Below are 18,589 nucleotides of genomic sequence, written 5' to 3'. Positions count from 1 at the left end.
GCTCCTTGCAAGGGGTCTCACGGCGTGGTGCCATCGAAGGCCTCCGCCATCACGCTGCGGCTGACCGCAAAATCGGGGGAGGCGCCGCCGCTGTCATCCCCGCACTGACCGATACCCGTCAGTCGCCACCCCTTGGTGGTACGAGCATTGTGGTCGACGATCACCTCTGTACAACCCAGGCTGGCTCGGCAACCCGCCAATCCCAGCGCATCGGCGGGGAGATCCAGGCTGAGATCGCTGCAGCTCTGCCCCTGCCAGTGGCCGTTGGGGTAGAGGCGATAGAGCCCCATTTCGACGGCGCTCTGGGCCGCCATCAGGGCCCGCACGCCGCGCACCTCCACCGTATTCTTCTCGCTGCTGTCGAGCAGGAAGCGTCCCATGGCGGCGGCGAGCAGCCCCATGATGACGATGACAAACAGGGCGACCATGATGGCACTGCCGCCCTGGGGCGCCATGACGCGCGGGGATCTAGGGGACATTGAGCTGCTCCAGCGTGTGGTTGAAGAGCACCCGCTCACCGCCGCGCTCCACCTCCAGTCGCAGCCCCACCTCGCTCTCGTTGAAGGCCCCCTCCTCCCGATAGAAGTAATAGGAGTGAGGACGGAGATGCTCCGCCATCAATACGCCCTTAGGCAGCGACTCGCCGATGGTGGTACTGGCCCGGGTCAGGGTGGTGCCCGTCACGCAGTAGCGCACCTGCTCACGGGCAAAATAGACGCGGCTGGCGGGGGAGAAACCATCCAGTCTCGGGTCGTCGTCCGGGGTGACGTAGTGGATGGTCTGCGCGCCGGATACGGGGGGGGTCATCACCTGCTTCACCTGCACGACGCAGCGGCCATAGTCGCACCCCTCCAGCAAGGGCTCAGCCGTGTTGGACACAGGCACAGGAAACACCACCAACTTGTCCCCTGTCTTGACGGCGTTCTCATCGACGCCCAGTGGGTTGGCCGCCGAGGCCGGCGTCGCCATCACCAGGGCCAGTGTCGATGTGCTGCCTGACACGGCGAGGTTAAGGGCAAGATAACGGCTGGCGGTGGCGATGGGCCAGAAGCGCAGACAGGCACCCTGTTCCAGGGCGCCGCCCCCTTCGTCCTCGATACGCAGCGAGCCGGGCACGGCGTCGCGCACCTCGCGATTGAGCCGCTCCAGGGCGAAGCGGGCATCGCTCATCAGCTGCTCACGGCGGCTGGCATCCCCGTAGATCTGGGTGCCTATGCCGATAAACTGGCTGGCGAAGGTGGCCATGACCCCGAGCAGCAGGATCACCATCACCAGCTCCACCAGGGTAAAACCGCAGGCACGAGCCGGGTTGGCACCGAGCGAGCGGGATCCAGGGGCGGCGCGATGGACGGATTTCGGTTTGCCCATCAGTAGTTCCCCCGATAGACGCTGAAGTCGAGCACGGTCTCATCCGGCAGCATCACCTGCAGATCGATCCGCTTGCCTATTGAGCAGGGCGCAGCGCAGCTCTGGAAAGTGCCATCCTGAAAATCGACGCCAGTCACCGCAATCTTCACCCGGTAGTTGCGATACTCCTCATCCCTGATCAGGTTCCCCTGCCGGGTAAATGTATTGGCCGCCACCCAGTTGCCCGCGGTATCGAAATCGTCCACGTCGTTGTAGGCATAAGGGGCGAGCCCCACCTCATCGGGATCCGGGCCATAACTGCTCGAACAAGGGGGTATGGTGACGCCCGCCATGGTCTCGCCGCAACGGTAGCGGCCGCCGTTATGATCCGAGTATTCATCGAAGGATTTTTGCAGTATCTCCCCGAGCAGCCGCTGGGCCAGCTGGGCGGCGCGCACCTGCTGCACCGGATCCACGGCGCGGGGGGCCTGGTTGATCAGCAGGCCGAGGATCCCGGTCAGCGCCACCGACAGCAGCACTATGCCGACAATCAGTTCGATCAGGGTGAAGCCCCGGGCGTGCTTAACGGAGGGCATGAACATATCCTTCCGCCTCAATGCGCAGCCGGGCGATCTCGCTGCCACCACTCACCGCAAGGTCGCAGCCGCCAGCACAATCACCCAAAGGGCGACCCGTCGACTCATCAAAGGTCAGGACCAGGGGAGATAGCTGGATACCGCCAGTGGCGGTCACGACCCGCCCCTGGCGCAGCGCGTCTGGATGCCAGCCATCGATCCCCCCCGTGGCAGCACAGTCCCCGGTCTGGGTCAGGTGAGCGAAACGGTTGGCCTCCACCACCAGCTGGGTGCAGCGACCCACCCCTTCGTGCATGTTCATGGTCTGCACCAGCCGCAGCCGGGTCACCAACTCATCCCGCAGGGTATGGGTTTCAAAGCCGCCTTTGCCCAGCCACTTGGGCACGGCAAAGGCGGCCAGAATCCCGAGCAACAGGATCACTATGACCAGTTCAATCAGGGTAAAACCTCTGTGCATCTGACTCTCTCATTGAAAAGAAAGGCGAGGCTTTTGGCCTCGCCTGACACTATCAGTTACAGCCAGCCAAAGTAGTGGAAGCGGCGGAAGTTTCTGATGCTGCGGTGTAGTTCACGGTGCACTTGGAGCTGCTGGTCGAGAAGACGTAAGCGCTGCCGGAGACTTGGCCACTCCAGGAGCCGTCAATGGTGACCGCGTTTTTGATACCCGTATCGGTTGCGGCCGGGTAGCCGTATACGACATCAATGCTGGTGCCATCGCTGCTGTCGATCGCACCGGAAGCCTCGCGCTCGATGCCTTCGAGCGCAGCCTTGCTGTAGACCAGCTGAGCCGAGCTGCTCACTGCGGCCTGTACCCCTTGGGCCGCAGCTACCTTGGCATCATCCTGCAGATTCAGGAACTTGGGTGCGGCGGTGACCGCCAGAATACCCAGGATGATGATCACGATAACCAGTTCGATCAGGGTAAAACCCGCTTGCTTCTTCATGTTTACTGCCCTCTTTGGATAATGAAATCAGTTGATATTGGTGGTCACCTGACCGGAGGCCGGTCGGTAACTGAAACTCATGTATGCGTCCGTGCTCCCTTGCGGGTCCTGGTACTGCCCATCACTGCCCTTACTCAGACTATTGACCAGGTAGTAGCGGCAGACGGAGTCGAGGCCGTTGCTGGATACGGTGGCATAGTATTTCAGGTCATTACCACTACCGCGCACCTCGCTGAAGCTGGCGGTAGCCTTGGGGGGATTTTGCAACAATCCGTCCCAAATTCGCAGACAGCGTTCAGCCGTCAGATTGGCCGGGTCGACGTCGGTCGCCCCGCTCCCCGTGTCCATGGGATAGCCGGGAGAGAGCTCCCCATTGGCTACCTGGCTGTCGGTGGGGGTGGTCAGGTAGAAGCGGGTACCGTCATAGAGCACGGTATTGCGCGCATCCTGCTTGGCACGCCCCTCGGCCTCCCACTGGGCCCGCACCAGGGAAACGGCCGTAGCATAACCGCCCGATACCCCTTCGACACTCGCTTTTTTCGCCTCGTTGGTGACATCGAGAAAGCGCGGCAAGGCGGTCGCCGCCAATATGCCCAGGATGACGATGACGATGACCAGCTCGATCAGCGAGAAGCCCGCGGCGCCTCGCGGCAGGCTCGGGCCTGTGGTGAATACTCTGGGCTTGTGATATGTCATGGCTCCTCCATCAGAAGCGATATTGTTTCATGTAAAGATAATAAAATCATGCGGTTCCATGCTAATCATCAAGCTGCCGTTAAGGTGGCGCCTCATCATGCCAGGGGCGAACCGAACCATCGGCGAAGCGATAGTGCAGCCAGTGCGTCTCGCTGCCGATGAGGCAGCCATCCACTCTTCCCCAAAATTGCAGTGGCAGACGACCCGGCTGCACCTCCCCCATGATGCCTTGCCACAACTGCTGGCAGTTGCGAGATGGCGTGGTCAGAGGCACCACGCCGAGGGGCCAGCCCCGCTCGTCAAACTGCCAGCCCAGCCCCTCGGCATGGAGCAGGTCCGGCCTGCGCTCGTCGAGCCAGCGACCATGGAGGCGCTGCACCCGTTCGGCGAACTGCTGCCCCATCAGGGTCAGCTGGGTGGCCAGCGCCTGTTCGCGCTGGTGGCCGTAACCGCCCACCAGGGTGGCAACAAGCACCAGCAAGACCAGGATGGCGGCCAGCAACCGGTAACCCGACAGCCAGCGGGCATCCTGCTCTCCCTGGCGGCTCATGGTTCGGTCCCCTGACTCACCGGCCACCCCGCAGCGCGCCCATCCTTCCCCGCCATGGCGAGAGGGTGAAGATGCCCTGTCCTACCGTGGCTCACCGGCCACCTCTTACCGCGTCCATCCTGTCCCGCCATGGTGAGAGGGTGAAGATACCCATCCCGATTGCCGCAGCCACTCACCGGCCACCCCGCAGCGCGCCCATCCTTCCCCGCCATGGCGAGAGGGTGAAGATGCCCTGTCCTGTCGTGGCTCACCGGCCACCTCGTACCGCGCTCATCATGTCCCACATGGGGGTGAATATACCCAGCGCCAGCACCAGCACCATGACCGCCACTATGCCGATCAGGATGGGTTCGATGCGGGCGGTGAGGCTCTTGAGATCGTAATCCACCTCCCGCTCGTAATACTGGGCCGCCTCGTGCAACAGCTCGTCCACCTGACCCGTCTCCTCCCCCACGGCGATCATCTGCATCACCAGGGGGGTAAACAGGGTACTGGCGCCGGCGGTGCGCTGCAGGCTCTCGCCGCGCTCTATGCCGCCGCGCATCTCGCGGATCCGCTCGCTCATGTAGGCATTGTCCACCGCCTCGGCCACCAGGGTCAGCGCCTGGTTGAGGGGAACCCCGGCCCTGAGCATCATGGAGAAGCTGCGGGCGAAACGCGCCAGCAGGGATCTATCTATGATGGATCCGACGATGGGCAGCCTCAGCTGCCATCTGTGCCAGCGCAACTGGCCGCCAGGGGTACGCACCCAGTGGCGCCAGCCCAGCGCCCCAGCCACCAGCCCGACCAGCAGCAGCCACCAGTAGTGGACGAAGAAGTGGGAGGTGGCCAGCAGGATCCGGGTGGCCAGAGGCAGTTCCACCCCAAACTTGGCGAACATGTTGGCGAAGACGGGGATCACCATGATGTTGAGGATCACCATGGCAATACCGATGGCGACCATCACGAAGAGGGGATAGCGCATGGCGGCCTTGATCCGCTTGCGGGTCTCCAGCTCCAGATCGAAGTAGTTGGCGAGCTGCAGGAAGGCCTCTTCCAGCTGACCCGTGTTCTCCCCGACGTGGATGATGGCGATAAACAGGCTGCTGAATACCTTGGGATGGTTCTGCATGGCGCTCGACAGCGGCCGACCATTGCCCAGATCCTCCCCCAGCTGGTGCAGGGCCCGCTTGAGCGCCTTGCTGTGGGCACTCTCCTCCAGCCCGGCGATGGCGCGCAGTATGGGCACACCGGCCCGGGTCAGGGCATACATCTGGCGGCTGAACACCACCAGCTCCTCCAGTTGTACCTTGGGCTCGAACAGCTGGGAGAGATTGATCTCCCCCCCGCCGGCACGCCGCTCCCGCAATTCGGTGGGCATGATGCCGCGTCGCATCAGGCTGTCGGCGGCGGCCAGCTCGCTCGCCGCCTCCAGCACACCGCTGACCGCCTTGCCGAGCTTGTCGCGGCCCTTGTATGCAAAATTCGCCATGGTTTAACCCAGATCCTCGGCCAGACGCAGCACCTCATCCACCGAGGTGATGCCACGGCGGGCATAGTCGAGGGCAGCCAGGGCCAGGGGTCGGTAGTGGGGATGCTGACGCGCCGCCCTGGCGAAGCCTTCGGCATCGTTGCGACGCAGGGCATCCATCATGGGCTGATCCAGCTCCAGCAGTTCGTAGACCCCGAGCCGGCCACGGTAGCCGGTGAAGTTGCAGCTCTGGCAACCGCGCCCCTTGTGATAGCCGTGCTGACCCGGCGCCTCGCCGGAGAGGGCGGTAAGCCAGCTCGTCTGTCCCTCGTCCGGGGCCTTGGGCTCGCTGCAGTGTTCGCACACCCGGCGCACCAGACGCTGGGCCACCACGGCGCGCAGGGCACTGGCCACCAGATAGCCGGGCGCCCCCATGTCGATGAGGCGCAAGGCACTGGTGATGGCGTCGTTGGTATGCAGCGTGGTCAGCACCAGGTGACCCGTGATGGCGCCGCGCAGGCCTATCTCCACCGTCTCGTTGTCACGCATCTCCCCCACCAGCAGGATATCCGGATCCTGACGCAGGGTGGTTCTCAGCACCTGGGAAAAGGTGAGCCCTATCTTGGGGTTGACCTGCACCTGGTTGATGCGGGGCAGTCGGTACTCTACCGGGTCTTCTACCGTGATGATCTTCTGGCTCGCCTCGTTCAGCTCCGACAGCGCCCCGTAGAGGGTAGTGGTCTTGCCGCTGCCGGTCGGGCCCGTCACCAGTATCATGCCGTGGGGCCGATGGAGCTGACGGCGAAAGCGCGCGAGGATATCGGGGGGCATCCCCGTCTCCTCGAGGGTGAGGATGCCGCCGCTCTGATCCAGCAGACGCATCACCACGGACTCCCCGTGCTGCACCGGCATGGTCGACAGTCGCACGTCCACGTCCCGGCCACGCACCTTCATGGCGAAGCGCCCATCCTGGGGCAGCCGCTTCTCGGAGATGTCGAGCCCCGCCACCAGTTTCAGGCGCAGCACCAGGGCCTGGGCGATGCGCACCTCGTTCAATATGTTCTCGTGCAGCACGCCGTCGATGCGCTGGCGGATACGCAGCACCTTCTCGTCTGGCTCTATGTGGATATCCGAGGCCCCCACCTGCACCGCGTCCTCGAACAGGGAGCGCAGCAGCTTGGCCACGGTCGCCTCCCCCTCGCTTTCGGTCGCCAGGTTGCTGGATCCCAGCTCGAAGCCGGCGTCCTGATACTCCTCGTGCAGCTGCTCGGCGAAGCTCTCTATCTCGCGGGTACGGCGATAGAGGCGATCGAAATAGTCGAGCAACTGCCCCTCCCGGGCCACGGCGAGGCGCATCTCCCGGGGGCGCAGCAGATTGGCGATGGCATCCAGGGCGCTGAGATCGGCGGGATCCGACATGGCCACCGTCACCTCGTGCTCGTTCTGGTTGACCGCCAGGGCGCGATAGCGACGGGCCTGCACCTCGGGCAGAAGGGCCACCGCCTTGCCGTCTATGGTGAGGTTGTTGAGATCGAAGAAGGGCACCCCGAGCTGGCGCGCCAGGAATTGCAGCAGCTGCACCTCGCTGATGAAGCCCAGATCGATGAGGGTGGTACCCAGCTTGTGGCCGGTCTGGCGCTGCTGTTGCAGGGCGAGTTGCAGCTGATCGTCCGAGACGATCTGCTCTTGCACCAGCAGATCGCCGAGGCGCATCTTCAATCTCGGTTGTGCCATGGAAACTCCGTGTTATGGGGTCGACGCCGTGGCGTCGTCCCGATCGAATCGGTTGTCGCGGCCCCACAGGACCGCGGTCAGGGACCCAGTTGCGCCATACGCTGGCCGAGCCACTCCTGGGAGGCATCGCCAAGAGAGATGCCCGGTGCAGCCTAGGCGCCTTGCTCAGGGACAGGGCTCAGGTTCAGGGACCCAGTTGCGCCATACGCTGGCCGAGCCACTCCTGGGAGGCATCTCCGAGAGATGCCCGGTGCAGCCTCGGCGCCTTGCTCAGGGACAGGGCTCAGGTTCAGGGACCCAGCTGCGCCATGCGCTGGCCGAGCCACTCCTGGGAGGCGTCGCCAAGGTTGCCGTGCAGCAGGGCGTTGCGATAGGCATCCTTGGCGCGCTGGCCATGGCCCTGGCCATCTTCCGCGATGCCAAGGCCGAGCCACCAGCGGCCCTGATCCGGCTGCACCCGCAGCAGCCGGACATAGAGCTCGGCCGCCTCGGCGTTGTGCCCCAGCTCCTGGCTCAAACCGGCCCAGGTCGCGTAATAGTCGAGGTTGCTGGCCAGGGGGGGCTGGGCGCCACCGAGCCAGGCGAGGGCCCCCTGCTTGTCCTCCTCGGCCAGGGCCAGACGGGCCCGCAGCAGGCGAAAATCCGCCTGGGTCGGCTGGCGGCGAATACCCTCCTCCAGCAGGGCACTCGCCTCGGCGAGGCGCCCCTGACCATAGAGCAGCCCTGCCAGTTGCTGCCGGGCCTGCTCGTTGTCCGGCGTCTGGCGAAGCAGGGCCGTGTACTGGGCCTCGGCCTCGTGCAGCTCGCCCTTGACCAGGGCCGCGTTGGCCTTGCGCTCGCTCAGGACGGCGAGCTCGGCCGGACTCAGTTCTACCGTCTCGATCTTGAGGGAGGCCCGCCGGCGCGGCGCGGCGACCGGCTCGGGCACGGTGGCCTCCTGCTCGGCGGCAAGCTCGGCATAGAGATCCGGTTGCAGTTCGGCATCGCTCGGCTCTCGCTCCTGCCACTGCGGCTCATCCATCTCTTCGCGATCCGCCGCCTCGTCTGTCTGTGCCTGCGCCAGGGGGGCTGGGCTGGCCGCCCGCACCGAGGGCACCGCCGCTGCCTGGGCCGGGGCATCAGCCGACGGGCCCGGCGCTGGCGCAGCCTCTGCCGCCTCTGCCGCCTCTGCTGGCGGGAGTGCGGCTGGCTGCGCCTGCACGGGTTCGCCGCCGGGCGATGGCGCCGGGGACAGGGCGGCCGTCGTCATCTGGACCCTCTCCTGCTGCTGTTGCCAATAGAGCCAGCTGCGCCAGCTCAGGATGCCGAGGGCCAGGCCGCAGATCAGGGTGAGCAGCAGCATCCACCAGCCCTGTCCCCTGGGGGGGGCCACATAGACGGCGGCGGCCTCGCCACTGCCCTGACGACGTTCGAGATCGGTCAGCATCTTGTTGATCACACTCACAACCTGACTCCTGCCCGTTGCATGAAAAAGAGGGTATCGCGCATCCTGTTCATGGCCAGAGCCCATAGAGCAGGGCCGCGGCCAGCATCAGGAGCAGTGGCCACCAGCGCCCTCGCCAGGGACGGCTGACATCCTCGGTATCCCGGATGGCGAGCCACACCTGGGCGGGCAGGATCCGCCGTCCCCCCTCGCCGTAGCCCACCATGAGACTCTTCTGAGCCAGCACGTTGAGGAGGCGAGGAATGCCGCGGGAGGCGCGCCACAGCAGGCGCTGGGCCGCCCTCGACAAGAGGGGGGCACCGCGATAGCCGGAGACGTGCAGCCTGTGCTCCAGATAGGCCCGCGCCTCGTCCAGCCGCAGGGGACGCAGGGCATAGGAGAAACCGATGCGCTGGCGCAGCTGCCGCAGATGAGACTTTCCTAGGCGCACATCCAGTTCCGGCTGGCCGAACAGCACCACCTGCAGCAGCTTGCTTGCCTCCGTCTCCAGGTTGCCAAACAACCGGATCGCCTCCAGGGTCTCATCCGGCAGGGCCTGGGCCTCGTCGATCAGCACCACCACTCGAAAGCCCTGCTGGTGCAGACCGATGAGGTGGCGATGGATCCGGTCCGTGATGTCCAGCTCGCTGCCCTGCGCCACCGCCAGACCCAGCTCCAGGGCCAGGGCGATGCGCAGCTCCGCCGGAGTGAGATGGGGGTTGGGCAGCCAGGCGAGTCGCACCGGCTGCTGTTCGGAGCCGAGCTCGGCGAGCAGCTTGCGGCAGAGCAGGGTCTTGCCCGTGCCCACCTCGCCGGTCACCTTGATGAAGCCCTCCCCCTGGGCCAGCGCCCAATGCAGCACCTGGAGCGCCTCCTCGTGGGGCGGCAGGCCATAGTAGAAGCCGGTGTTCGGGGTGAGGGCGAAGGGAGGCTCCCGCAAACCGAAATGGTTCAGGTACATGGTGCCTCCCCTCTGGGTCGTGACGGCGGCTGAACGCTCGGCATCACGCCTCACCGATCCTGGGACGGGTACCATTTATCCAGCAACTCGGAGGAGCGTTGCAGCTCTTTTTGCCAGGTATCCTTGTTCACCACGGTCGGCTTGAGCAGGATCACCAGCTCCACCTTGCGGGTACTCTCGCTGCGGTTGGTGAAGGCCTCGCCGACCCAGGGGATGTCGCCGAGCAGGGGTACCTTGCTCACTATCTCCTGCTGCTTGGTTTCCATCAGGCCGCCGATGACGATGATGTCGCCGTCATCGGCCTGCACCACGGTATCGGACTCGCGGATCGAGCTCTTGGCCAGGGGCAGCACCAGCGGATTGGCGGTGCCGACGCTGATGGTCTTCTGCTGCTCCTCTGTATCGATGACCGAGGGGTGTATGTGCAGCAAGACCCTGTCCTGCTCGTCGATCTGCGGCGTCACGTCCAGGGCGATGCCCGAGAAGAAGGGGGTCAGCTCCACATTCGGGTAGACCTGATCCTGGTTGCTGCTGCTGGTGATGGTGGTGGAGGCATCGGTGACGAAGTATTCGTCCGTGCCGACCTTGATCACCGCCTTCTGGTTGTTGGTGGCCGTCACCCTGGGGCTCGACAGGGTATTCACGTCCCCCTGGGTCTTGAGCAGGTTGACCGCCACGTCAAAGTTGCCGTCGGACATGGTGAAACCGGCGCCGCCGCCCAGAGCCTTGAAGATGGTGTTGGTGCTGGCGGCGACCGTGTTGCTGACCAGGCTGCCGATGCCGGTGACCCCCTTGCCGCCGCCATCCCAGGTCGCGGAGAGACCATTCCAGTCCACCCCCTGCTCGTAGCCTTCATTCAGGGAGACCTCCAGGATGCGGGCCTCCAGCACCACCTGGCGCTTGAGGTGCGATTCGGATTGGTTGAGGAATTCCCGTACCGCCTTGAGCTCCTTGGGATAGGCGCGCAGGGTGACCAGGCCCGCCTGGGGACTGGTGATCACGGCGCGACCTTCCCCCTTGCCGATCAGGGTCTGCAGGGACTCCTTGAGATCGGTCCAGTAGTCGGTGTCGGTGTCCGTCTCTATCTGGGTGCCGTTCTGGCTGTTGATGGAGGATGAGCTGCCGTTGTTGCTCGAGCCGTTCTGGCTGTTGTTGCTGAAATTGTTGTTGCTGTTGGGGTCATTGGCGGTTACCCCCCCGGTGCTGATGGCGGTACGGGACTGGCCACGGCGCGCCATCATCAGGTAATTGACCGGAATGGTCTCGGTGCGCAGCCCGGCCGGGTAGATGTGATAGACAGGCCCCTTGCGCTGCACGTCGAAGCCGTACATCTCGGCCGCCACCGACAGCACCTCGGGCAGGGTCATATCCTTGAGCTCCAGGGAGATGAGGCCGGCCACCCCGGGATGGACCGCCACGCTGTAGCGGGATCCCTTGAACAGGGAGCCGAAGAAGTCGACTGCCTCCACGTCATGGGCGGCGATGCGCAGCCGCTTCTCCGGCATGGCGCTGGGCGCGAGCGGGCGATTGAGCGCCAGCAGCTCGTTTTGCACCGAGCTTGGCACCGCCAGCGCCTGGGCCTGAGCGTTGCGCTGCTGTTCGAGGCGCGCATCGAGCAGCGCGTCCTTGGCCGAGGTAGGCTCAGGGTGGCGATAGCTGGTACAACCTGCAGCCAACAAGGCGAGGGAGAGTAAACAGAGTCGATGTGTTTTCATGAAATGATGGTGCCCTGGAATATGATTCGATGCGAGGTGGCGCACGGCGCCGACATGGTGATGGCGCGCGTCACTGCACTATGCCGCCGGCAAACAGTGGTAACCGCAGGCGCTTGCCGCCCTTGTCGAGCAGCACGGCATCGGCGTCTATGCCGACCAGCTGGTAGCCGTTGACCCGCTCGCCTATCCGGTAGCTCTGTCCGTTCAGCACGGCCCGCGCCGGGCCATTGCCCAGCATGATGCTCTGCAACTTGGGCAGGCCCCGTTCCTGGGGAGCCTTGGCGCTGCCCGCCACCCCTTCCAGGGGCAGGGTCGGATCCCGCAACACCTCAGCCTGGGCGAGCGGCGACAATAAAAAGATAAACATCAATAACTTAACCACGGATAAACTCCCTGCTCGTACTCAAGGTGTATATCTCCATCTCCACCTGTGCGCCGGGGTGAGCCTGCACCCGGTAATCGAACAGCCGCCAGTAGAAGTGACGCGGCAAGGCCTCCAGCGCCTTGAGATACTGGTACACATCGAAATAGCTCCCCTCCAGCTGAAGGCGGATGCCGTGCTTGAACAAGTTATTACTCTGCTCCCCCGCCATCAAGGGGGTGGGCGCTATGCTGGTCAGGGCCACCATGTGCAGACGGGAAGAGCCCGCCAGCAGGGTCTCCAGCACGGCAGCCATCTCGTCGGCCGGGATCAGATCCACCATCTGGGCCTTGAGATCCCCATCGAGGCGGGTCAGCTGCCGATCGACGTCGACGAGCTGATTACGTACCCCCAGGTTGGGATCCCGGTTGAGCCTGGCCTGCTTGCCCTGGTTCTCGAGCCCCATGATCTCCAGATCCCGCTGGGCGGTGACCAGGGCCTGTCTGTCTTGCAGCAAGCGGGCCTGGGCCCCTTCCAGCCAGCCGTAATAGAGGACGGCGAACACCAGGGCGAGGCCGGTCAGCAGGATCAGCACCCGCTCGCGCGGACTCAGGGCGGCGACCCGATCACCATATTGTTGCCAATGGGCTCTCATCAAGGGGTCTCCCGCGCGATACCGCTCAATTGAAATTGCAGCCGTCCCGCCGGATCACGGCTCAGGGTCAGCTCACCAAACTCTTTTCCCGCCAGGGTCGGCATCTGCTTGAACCGGTTGACCCAGGCCGGCACGTCCTGACTGCTGCGCGCCACCCCGGCCAGGTTGATGTGGCCCTCGTTGATCTCGATACGCTCCAGGGCGAGCCTGTCGCTGGCCAGACGAGCCAGATCCGACATGAGCCCGGCATAACCCTGGGATTTTTGCAAAGAGAGGCTGCCGAGCTGACGCATCAGTGCCCGCTTGGCGTTCAATTCGTCACGCTTTTCCGCCAGTTGGCGTTGCAGCGCCTCGTCGGCCTGATGACGGGCCAGGGCGGCATCGAGGCGCTTGGCCTCGCCGCGCTGCACATCCAGGGCCAGCCGCACCTGGGCCAGCTCACGGCTGACCCCCTGCTGTTGCCAGAGCGTCCAGCCCCCAAGCCCGACCAGCAACAGGGCGAGCAGACCCCAGACCAGCAGCATCTGGGGCAGGCTGGCCCACTGGCGGCGCGGGTGGAATTCGGCGCCGTAGAGGTTGAGGGTGCGTTTCATCACGGCCTGACTCATTGCTGACCTCCCAGGGCGGCGCCATAAGCAGGGAGATATTCGACCCCGGCCAGCACCGCCTTGTTGGCCATGGCGGAAACGGGCAGGGAGAAGGTCTGTTCCATGTGACGCACCAGGGTGCCGATGAAGGGGGAGGCGATGGCCAGTTGCAGAGCCCCGATCTCCGGCAGCTTGAGCTGGCCGCTCAGGTAATCGAGGGAGCGCTGGATCTCCAGCATCAGGCTGTCGAGCTGCTGGGGATCTGGCTCATGCTCGCCGGTCAGGGCAGCGAAACCGCGCAGCTGGCGAGAGAAGCAGAGTCCGCCCCGGTGGAACACCAGCAGTTGCAGATCCTGCCCCTTGGCTTGCCACAGCAGCATGCGCACCCGGCTGTCAGCCTCCTGGAGGGGGATCAGCGCCAGCTCGTCGTTCTGGATCGCCTCCAGCCTCGCCACGGCATTGATGGCCTCCGCCACCAGCTTGATCCGGCTCTTGGGCACGCAGACCACATTGATGCGCGCCTGACCGGCAGGGGGGGTCGGCAGGTCCACATAATCCATTGCCAGTTGCATTACCGGCTCGCTGACGTAATCTTTGACCGCCCAGGGCAAGGCCCCGGCCATCTCGGCCTCGGGCACGGCAGGTTTGTCTATCTGTACCTGCTGGCAGAGATTGGCGGCCAGGGCAACCCGCACCCGGGACTTGGCGAGGCCATGGCGCGCGAACAGCTCGGCAATGGCGCTCGGCCACTCCTGCTGGCTATTGATGCGGCGACTGGCGAAAATGGGGGGATCCATGAGCGCGGCCAGCATGACGCTGTCCTGAGACAGCAACAGACCGACCAGACGCCCCTTGGGCTTTGCGGAAAAAAAGGACGTCATAGCCATCGATACCTGACCGCAAGAAAGGAAATTAGTTTTAACATGAACAGCGGGTTAGCCTCTAGATAAATGACGAACGCACAAGGCAGGGTCTCCTCACCTCTGCACGCCATCAGCCATCCTTTGCTAATAAAATTCGGGGTCAGCCTCTGGTGCAAACGCGACGACTTGATCCACCCGCAGATATCGGGCAACAAGTGGCGCAAGCTCAAATACCAGTTGCTGGATGCCAAGAAGCAGGGCAAGACACGCCTCCTCTCATTTGGAGGGGCCTACTCAAATCATATTCATGCCCTGGCAGCAGCCGGGTTTCAAACCGGTCTGCGTACGGCGGGCATTATACGCAGTGAACCCTCCGCCGTCAGTAATTCAACACTGAAAAATACCCAAAAATGGGGTATGGATCTCATTTTTGTGGATCGACAGAGCTACCGTCGCCGCCAAGATCCCCACTGGCTGGCCCAGTTCCAGGCACCGGATACCCTGATCATTCCCGAGGGGGGCAGTGCCCCCCTGGCTCTGCCCGGGGTCGCCGAACTGGTGGACGAGATGCCCTTCTCGCCGGACCTCTGGGTACTGCCCTGCGCCAGCGGCGGCACCCTGGCGGGGCTCATCTCGGGCAGGCGGGAGGGCCAGCGGATCCTCGCCATCGCCGTGCTCAAGGGAGCCGGTTTCATCCGTGATGAGGTGTGCCGCCTCTATCCGGCCGCCGCCCTTGATCCTCACTGGCGCATCGCCCTCGACCACCATGATGGCGGCTACGCCAAGTTCAGCCCGGCGCTCTGGCACTGGGTGCAACAGTTCAGCGCCGAAACCGGCCTGCCGCTGGAACCCATCTACAGCGGCAAGGCGATGTGGGGCCTGTTTCGCGAACTGGCTGCCGGGCGCATCCCCAGGGGTAGCCGCATCGTCTTCCTCCACACCGGCGGCCTGCAGGGGTTGGCCGGGCTCAGGGAGCAGGGGCGGATCTGAGCGCCTCAGGGCGGGCCATGGGCTCGGGCTCGCTGAACCAGGGCCCCTGACCGCCATAGACCCCCAGGTGGCGCAGCATCTTCCACTCCTCCTGGCTCTCCACCCCCACGGCGATCACCCTGGCCTGGGTATTGGCGCAGCCCCCCACCAGGCTGCGCACCGCCATCTGGTTGACCTGGCGGCTCTGGATCTCCCGCACCAGGCTGGGGTGCAGCCGCAGGAAGTTGATCTCGAACTCCTTGATGTACTGGGTGCTGACCACGTCCTGACCCGCGTGGTCGATGGCCAACTGGCAGCCCAGCATGCGCAGCGAGCGCAGCGGCCGCTTGAGGGCCTCGTAGTGGCGGGTGACCTGGGCCTCGGAGAGCTGCAGCACCAGGCGCTCGTTGGTCCTGCGCGGCAACTGGAACAGGGCGAAGAAGAGCCAGCGCTGGAACTCGCGATTGAGCAGGCTCTGGGCGCACAGGTTGAGGGTGATGGGGGGACTCGTCTCGTCGCTCCCCCGCAGCAGCAGCAGGGTCTGCTCCGTCACCAGCCGATCCAGGGGCAGCAGCAGCCCCGTCTTCTCGGCCATGGGAATGTAGACCCCCGCCTGCAGGGGCCGCCCCTGCTCGTCCAGGATCCGGGTCACTATGTCCTGCTGGATGACGGGCGCCCCCTGATCCTGCTGCACCCCCTGGCGGTAGAAGTCGATGCCCCGCTCCTCCAGCCGGCGGCTGAGCAGGCTGCGCCAGCGCACCGTGCCCTTGCTGCTCGGCTCCAGGCTGAGGCGTTTCTCGTAGAGGAACCAGCCGCTGTGGCCCTGCAAACGGGCGCTCTTGAGGGCCAGTTCGGCCTCCTCCTGCACCTTGAGCAGGCTGTCGTTGGCCTGATAGCAGACGGCGCCGATGAACACGGCCGTCTCCGGGTTGACCCCCTGGGGCCAATGGAGCCGTTGCAGGCTCTTGAGCAGCTGACCGGCCCCGTCCACCATCTCGCTCTCGGCCATGTTGGGCAGCAGCACGGCAAAGGCCTGACCGCCGTAGCGGGCCTGCAGGGCGCCGTTGTGCTTGCGCACGAAGGTGCCGATGGAAGCGCTCGCCTCCTGCAGCAGCTCCTGCACCTGGCGGGCATCCTCCTCGGCGTCGAACTCCTCCAGGCAGGCCAGCTCGATGAGCAGCACGCCACCGCTCATCACGTTCGCCTCCATGATGGCGCTCTCCAGCCTGTTGTCGAAGAAGAGGCGGTTGCCTATGCCTATGTCCTTGTCGACAAAGGCATTGCTGCGGATGAAGTTGTCGAAGCGGCTGCGCTCCTTGCGGGCATCGGCCAGTTCGGCAATCAGCTTGTCGAGGGCGCTGCTGGCGGAGACGGGCCACTCCTCGGCCGGATCGTGGGCGAGCTTGGCCAGCTTGCCATCCAGAATGAGCTGGCCGCGCAGGGCCAGCAGCTCGGCGCCCCGCAGCTGCAACCGCAGCCAGCGAATGGAGTACCAGAGCCCGAACACCACGATGAGGATGCCAAGGGAGATGCCGGACATGGCCTGGATCGAATACTCGAACTCCTTGAAGGGGCGTTCGAGCTTGAACTCGGCCACCAGGCCGGGCTGGCGGGAGAGCTGGCGCTGATAGGGGATCAACAGGCTCTCGTCCTCCTGATACTGGACGTCGCGAAACCAGTAGATGCGCTGCTTGCCCTGATGCACCTCCAGCTCGACCACGCGGGCCGAGCGCAGCAGGGTCGGCAGCCAGCGGGTGAGATCCCTCTGGTCATCGGCCACCTCCAGCTGCTTGTCGAGCACCTCCACCAGGGAGCTGACCTTGTTCTGCTGCAACTCGAAGCCGAGCTGGCGAAAACTGAATACCCCCCCCAGCAGCACCATGGCCATGGCCGCGATCACGCACAAGGTGATGAAGGAGACGAGTTGTGTGGTGAGTTTCATGGGCCTTCCGTATGCACCAACGTCCGTGTTGACTCATGGTAACAGCCGGACCCATGGCCGCCTATGGACAAGGATCCCACTGCTGAGATTAAGGGCGCGAGCATAATCAATCGCGGTGGGAATACCAAGGCGATTGGGGATGACCGGATGGGGGGGAAGACACAAAGAAAAATGGTCCCGCAGAGGGGACCGAAACACTCATATCAAAACTAACACTCTGTGCTACTGACAAAACATACAGATACAGGAGTATTGAACACACGGTGAGTCAAACCGCACGGCTACTTTACCGAGTTCAGATAAGCTGGACAATTGTCATTTCTGACAGGTCAGCGATTGAATCTCGCACTAACCCTCAACAAAAATTACTGTTTATCAAAAGGTTATTGCATTGTGTCTAAAACACAATCAGGGGCGTTCAAATTGATACAGCTAATCTTTATGATGGTTAAATCTCAATCGAGTCACATCGATTCCCGACGGAAGGCCTCCTCCTATCAAGACAGACGCCGTGATGGATTTCCCTCGGGCTGTTCTGCGCGCTCCTGCTTCTGCTGCTCGGCCAGCCGCTGAACGGTGTCCTGACCCAGCACCCGCTCAAGGCGAAGGAGAGGAGCCTAACCCATTCGACCCCCATGACCAAGACGGCCGTGGCGGCAGAGGCGATGCGCGCCAGCGGGGCCTGGCGATCCCTGGCGCTCACTCGCAGATGAGGTTCTTGCCGAGCCCCTTGGCGCGATAGAGGGCGCCATCGCCCCGGTTGAGCAGCTGATGGGAAGCCTCCCCCGCCAGATACTCCGCCAGCCCCAGGCTCAGGGTGATGGGCAGGGGCGAGCCGAGCCCCACCTCGGCGATGTGGCCCCGGATCTTCTCCGCCACCCGGCGCGCCTCCGCCAGGTTGGTGCCGGGCAGGATCAGGATGAACTCGTCGCCACCCCAGCGGGCCAGGGTGTCTATCTCTCTCAGCTGCCCCTTGACCTGGTTCGCCAGGGCGATCAGGGTCAGATCCCCGGCGCCATGACCATACAAGTCGTTGATCTGTTTGAACTCATCTATGTCGAGGGTCACTATGCTCAGAGGCTGGTTGAAACGCTTTGCCCGCTCGCACTCGTGGCGCAGGGTCTGCTCCAACCGATAGCGATTGGCGACCTGGGTCAGGGCATCCGTCTCCGCCAGGCGGCGATTCTCCTCCACCTGATGCAGCAGCGCCTCGTTGGCATGGCGCAGCTCCTGGGTGCACTCCTCCACCAGCAGGGAGAGGGACTTGTTGGTGGACTCCAGGGTTTCGAAATAGAGCCGCTTGTCATGGATGTTGCGATGGGCCCCTATCATGCGAGCCACGCTGCCATCACGATGGCGAGCCACGATATGGCCACTGTCCTCGATCCACAGATAGTCGGCGCCGCTGGTGCGGCAACGATACTCGATGCGGTAATGGGGGCTGCGGCCGGCCAGGTAATCGTCGAAGTGGGTCATGACCCGGCCCAGATCTTCCGGGTGGATGAGGGACTCCCAGGTGAGCACGTCGTTGTCCAGACTGTGGGGCTCATACCCCAACATGCGATACCAACCGACGTTGCGATAGACGTAACCCGAATCGACGTGCCAATCCCAAATACCGTCGCTGACCAGCTCTATGATGGTTTGCACCACCTCGTCGCAGAGGTCGGGCAGCAGCGGCTCCCTCTGTCGATAGCTCTCCTCATTCATGATGCCATCCTTGCTCACACTCATGGGGGCGATTTGCTGGTATCAAGTGTAGGGGCTGACGCCATAAAAAGAGGGGAGCCAACTCG

General features: G+C 64.0%; 19 protein-coding genes. 1 reads left to right on the top strand and 18 read right to left on the bottom strand.

Going from position 1 to position 18,589, the window contains the following annotated elements; genetic code table 11:
- Nucleotides 1–17 precede the first annotated feature (17 nt).
- From ACLHZ1_RS13100 to ACLHZ1_RS13025, 16 genes are all read right to left on the bottom strand, one after another.
- Nucleotides 18–479 (bottom strand): MSHA biogenesis protein MshP, encoded by a 462-nt coding sequence (locus ACLHZ1_RS13100; protein WP_427262442.1) that lies wholly within the window; start codon nucleotides 477–479, stop codon nucleotides 18–20.
- Nucleotides 469–1,368, bottom strand: a complete 900-nt coding sequence (locus ACLHZ1_RS13095) for a PilW family protein (RefSeq protein WP_427262441.1) — start codon at nucleotides 1,366–1,368, stop codon at nucleotides 469–471. Before ACLHZ1_RS13095 ends, ACLHZ1_RS13100 begins: the two co-directional genes overlap by 11 nt.
- Nucleotides 1,368–1,943 carry a type IV pilus modification PilV family protein gene (locus tag ACLHZ1_RS13090; RefSeq protein ID WP_427262440.1) on the bottom strand — a complete coding sequence of 192 codons (576 nt, stop codon included), beginning with the start codon at nucleotides 1,941–1,943 and terminating at the stop codon, nucleotides 1,368–1,370. Before ACLHZ1_RS13090 ends, ACLHZ1_RS13095 begins: the two co-directional genes overlap by 1 nt.
- Complete coding sequence (locus ACLHZ1_RS13085; protein ID WP_427262439.1) at nucleotides 1,930–2,400, bottom strand: pilus assembly FimT family protein; 471 nt, start codon at nucleotides 2,398–2,400, stop codon at nucleotides 1,930–1,932. Before ACLHZ1_RS13085 ends, ACLHZ1_RS13090 begins: the two co-directional genes overlap by 14 nt.
- 52 nt (nucleotides 2,401–2,452) lie before the next feature.
- Nucleotides 2,453–2,887, bottom strand: coding sequence for a prepilin-type N-terminal cleavage/methylation domain-containing protein (locus tag ACLHZ1_RS13080; protein WP_427262438.1), 435 nt, complete (start codon nucleotides 2,885–2,887; stop codon nucleotides 2,453–2,455).
- 27 nt (nucleotides 2,888–2,914) lie between these two features.
- Nucleotides 2,915–3,583, bottom strand: coding sequence for a type II secretion system protein (locus ACLHZ1_RS13075; protein WP_427262437.1), 669 nt, complete (start codon nucleotides 3,581–3,583; stop codon nucleotides 2,915–2,917).
- A 79-nt stretch (nucleotides 3,584–3,662) separates the two neighbouring features.
- Nucleotides 3,663–4,133, bottom strand: coding sequence for a hypothetical protein (locus ACLHZ1_RS13070; protein ID WP_427262436.1), 471 nt, complete (start codon nucleotides 4,131–4,133; stop codon nucleotides 3,663–3,665).
- A 247-nt stretch (nucleotides 4,134–4,380) separates the two neighbouring features.
- A complete protein-coding gene (locus tag ACLHZ1_RS13065; protein ID WP_427262435.1) occupies nucleotides 4,381–5,604 on the bottom strand; it encodes a type II secretion system F family protein in 1,224 nt (407 codons plus the stop codon).
- A gap of 3 nt (nucleotides 5,605–5,607) precedes the next feature.
- Nucleotides 5,608–7,317, bottom strand: coding sequence for an MSHA fimbrial ATPase MshE (mshE, locus tag ACLHZ1_RS13060; protein WP_427262434.1), 1,710 nt, complete (start codon nucleotides 7,315–7,317; stop codon nucleotides 5,608–5,610).
- 289 nt (nucleotides 7,318–7,606) lie between these two features.
- The gene (locus ACLHZ1_RS13055; RefSeq protein WP_427262433.1) at nucleotides 7,607–8,761 is read right to left on the bottom strand and encodes a tetratricopeptide repeat protein; all 1,155 of its coding nucleotides are present in this window, start codon (nucleotides 8,759–8,761) and stop codon (nucleotides 7,607–7,609) included.
- A 49-nt stretch (nucleotides 8,762–8,810) separates the two neighbouring features.
- The gene (locus ACLHZ1_RS13050; protein WP_427262432.1) at nucleotides 8,811–9,701 is read right to left on the bottom strand and encodes an ExeA family protein; all 891 of its coding nucleotides are present in this window, start codon (nucleotides 9,699–9,701) and stop codon (nucleotides 8,811–8,813) included.
- 50 nt (nucleotides 9,702–9,751) lie between these two features.
- Nucleotides 9,752–11,416 (bottom strand): pilus (MSHA type) biogenesis protein MshL, encoded by a 1,665-nt coding sequence (gene mshL / locus ACLHZ1_RS13045; protein WP_427262431.1) that lies wholly within the window; start codon nucleotides 11,414–11,416, stop codon nucleotides 9,752–9,754.
- Nucleotides 11,417–11,486: 70 nt separating this feature from the next.
- Nucleotides 11,487–11,783 (bottom strand): SctD/MshK family protein, encoded by a 297-nt coding sequence (locus ACLHZ1_RS13040; RefSeq protein ID WP_427262479.1) that lies wholly within the window; start codon nucleotides 11,781–11,783, stop codon nucleotides 11,487–11,489.
- Nucleotides 11,784–11,790: 7 nt separating this feature from the next.
- Nucleotides 11,791–12,432, bottom strand: a complete 642-nt coding sequence (locus tag ACLHZ1_RS13035) for an MSHA biogenesis protein MshJ (RefSeq protein WP_427262478.1) — start codon at nucleotides 12,430–12,432, stop codon at nucleotides 11,791–11,793.
- Entirely contained in the window at nucleotides 12,432–13,025 is a 594-nt protein-coding gene (locus ACLHZ1_RS13030) for a PilN domain-containing protein (protein WP_427262477.1), read from the bottom strand. Before ACLHZ1_RS13030 ends, ACLHZ1_RS13035 begins: the two co-directional genes overlap by 1 nt.
- A gap of 11 nt (nucleotides 13,026–13,036) precedes the next feature.
- Complete coding sequence (locus ACLHZ1_RS13025; RefSeq protein WP_427262430.1) at nucleotides 13,037–13,900, bottom strand: MSHA biogenesis protein MshI; 864 nt, start codon at nucleotides 13,898–13,900, stop codon at nucleotides 13,037–13,039.
- A 69-nt stretch (nucleotides 13,901–13,969) separates the two neighbouring features.
- Between ACLHZ1_RS13025 and ACLHZ1_RS13020 the strand changes: the two genes are divergently transcribed.
- Entirely contained in the window at nucleotides 13,970–14,872 is a 903-nt protein-coding gene (locus ACLHZ1_RS13020) for a 1-aminocyclopropane-1-carboxylate deaminase/D-cysteine desulfhydrase (RefSeq protein WP_427262429.1), read from the top strand.
- Here the strand turns inward: ACLHZ1_RS13020 and ACLHZ1_RS13015 are convergent.
- Nucleotides 14,850–16,793, bottom strand: a complete 1,944-nt coding sequence (locus ACLHZ1_RS13015) for an EAL domain-containing protein (protein ID WP_427262428.1) — start codon at nucleotides 16,791–16,793, stop codon at nucleotides 14,850–14,852. The genes ACLHZ1_RS13020 and ACLHZ1_RS13015 overlap by 23 nt on opposite strands.
- A gap of 699 nt (nucleotides 16,794–17,492) precedes the next feature.
- A complete protein-coding gene (locus ACLHZ1_RS13010) occupies nucleotides 17,493–18,503 on the bottom strand; it encodes a sensor domain-containing diguanylate cyclase (protein WP_427262427.1) in 1,011 nt (336 codons plus the stop codon).
- Nucleotides 18,504–18,589 lie beyond the last annotated feature (86 nt).

The sequence above is a fragment of the Aeromonas sobria genome (assembly GCF_050266975.1).
GTDB lineage: Bacteria > Pseudomonadota > Gammaproteobacteria > Enterobacterales > Aeromonadaceae > Aeromonas > Aeromonas sobria_B.
The sequence above is the reverse complement of the archived record's forward strand: the minus strand, read 5'-3'. Positions and strand labels throughout refer to the sequence as shown.

Coding starts and splice junctions, on each gene's coding strand:
- ACLHZ1_RS13080 (WP_427262438.1), bottom strand. CDS start 2,887: ATGAAGAAGCAAGCGGGTTTTACCCTGATCGAACTGGTTATCGTGATC.
- ACLHZ1_RS13070 (WP_427262436.1), bottom strand. CDS start 4,133: ATGAGCCGCCAGGGAGAGCAGGATGCCCGCTGGCTGTCGGGTTACCGG.
- ACLHZ1_RS13030 (WP_427262477.1), bottom strand. CDS start 13,025: ATGAAACGCACCCTCAACCTCTACGGCGCCGAATTCCACCCGCGCCGC.
- ACLHZ1_RS13040 (WP_427262479.1), bottom strand. CDS start 11,783: ATGTTTATCTTTTTATTGTCGCCGCTCGCCCAGGCTGAGGTGTTGCGG.
- ACLHZ1_RS13085 (WP_427262439.1), bottom strand. CDS start 2,400: ATGCACAGAGGTTTTACCCTGATTGAACTGGTCATAGTGATCCTGTTG.
- ACLHZ1_RS13015 (WP_427262428.1), bottom strand. CDS start 16,793: ATGAAACTCACCACACAACTCGTCTCCTTCATCACCTTGTGCGTGATC.
- ACLHZ1_RS13020 (WP_427262429.1), top strand. CDS start 13,970: ATGACGAACGCACAAGGCAGGGTCTCCTCACCTCTGCACGCCATCAGC.
- ACLHZ1_RS13075 (WP_427262437.1), bottom strand. CDS start 3,583: ATGACATATCACAAGCCCAGAGTATTCACCACAGGCCCGAGCCTGCCG.
- ACLHZ1_RS13065 (WP_427262435.1), bottom strand. CDS start 5,604: ATGGCGAATTTTGCATACAAGGGCCGCGACAAGCTCGGCAAGGCGGTC.
- ACLHZ1_RS13025 (WP_427262430.1), bottom strand. CDS start 13,900: ATGACGTCCTTTTTTTCCGCAAAGCCCAAGGGGCGTCTGGTCGGTCTG.
- ACLHZ1_RS13095 (WP_427262441.1), bottom strand. CDS start 1,368: ATGGGCAAACCGAAATCCGTCCATCGCGCCGCCCCTGGATCCCGCTCG.
- ACLHZ1_RS13035 (WP_427262478.1), bottom strand. CDS start 12,432: ATGAGAGCCCATTGGCAACAATATGGTGATCGGGTCGCCGCCCTGAGT.
- mshE (WP_427262434.1), bottom strand. CDS start 7,317: ATGGCACAACCGAGATTGAAGATGCGCCTCGGCGATCTGCTGGTGCAA.
- ACLHZ1_RS13050 (WP_427262432.1), bottom strand. CDS start 9,701: ATGTACCTGAACCATTTCGGTTTGCGGGAGCCTCCCTTCGCCCTCACC.
- ACLHZ1_RS13090 (WP_427262440.1), bottom strand. CDS start 1,943: ATGCCCTCCGTTAAGCACGCCCGGGGCTTCACCCTGATCGAACTGATT.
- mshL (WP_427262431.1), bottom strand. CDS start 11,416: ATGAAAACACATCGACTCTGTTTACTCTCCCTCGCCTTGTTGGCTGCA.
- ACLHZ1_RS13010 (WP_427262427.1), bottom strand. CDS start 18,503: ATGAATGAGGAGAGCTATCGACAGAGGGAGCCGCTGCTGCCCGACCTC.
- ACLHZ1_RS13100 (WP_427262442.1), bottom strand. CDS start 479: ATGTCCCCTAGATCCCCGCGCGTCATGGCGCCCCAGGGCGGCAGTGCC.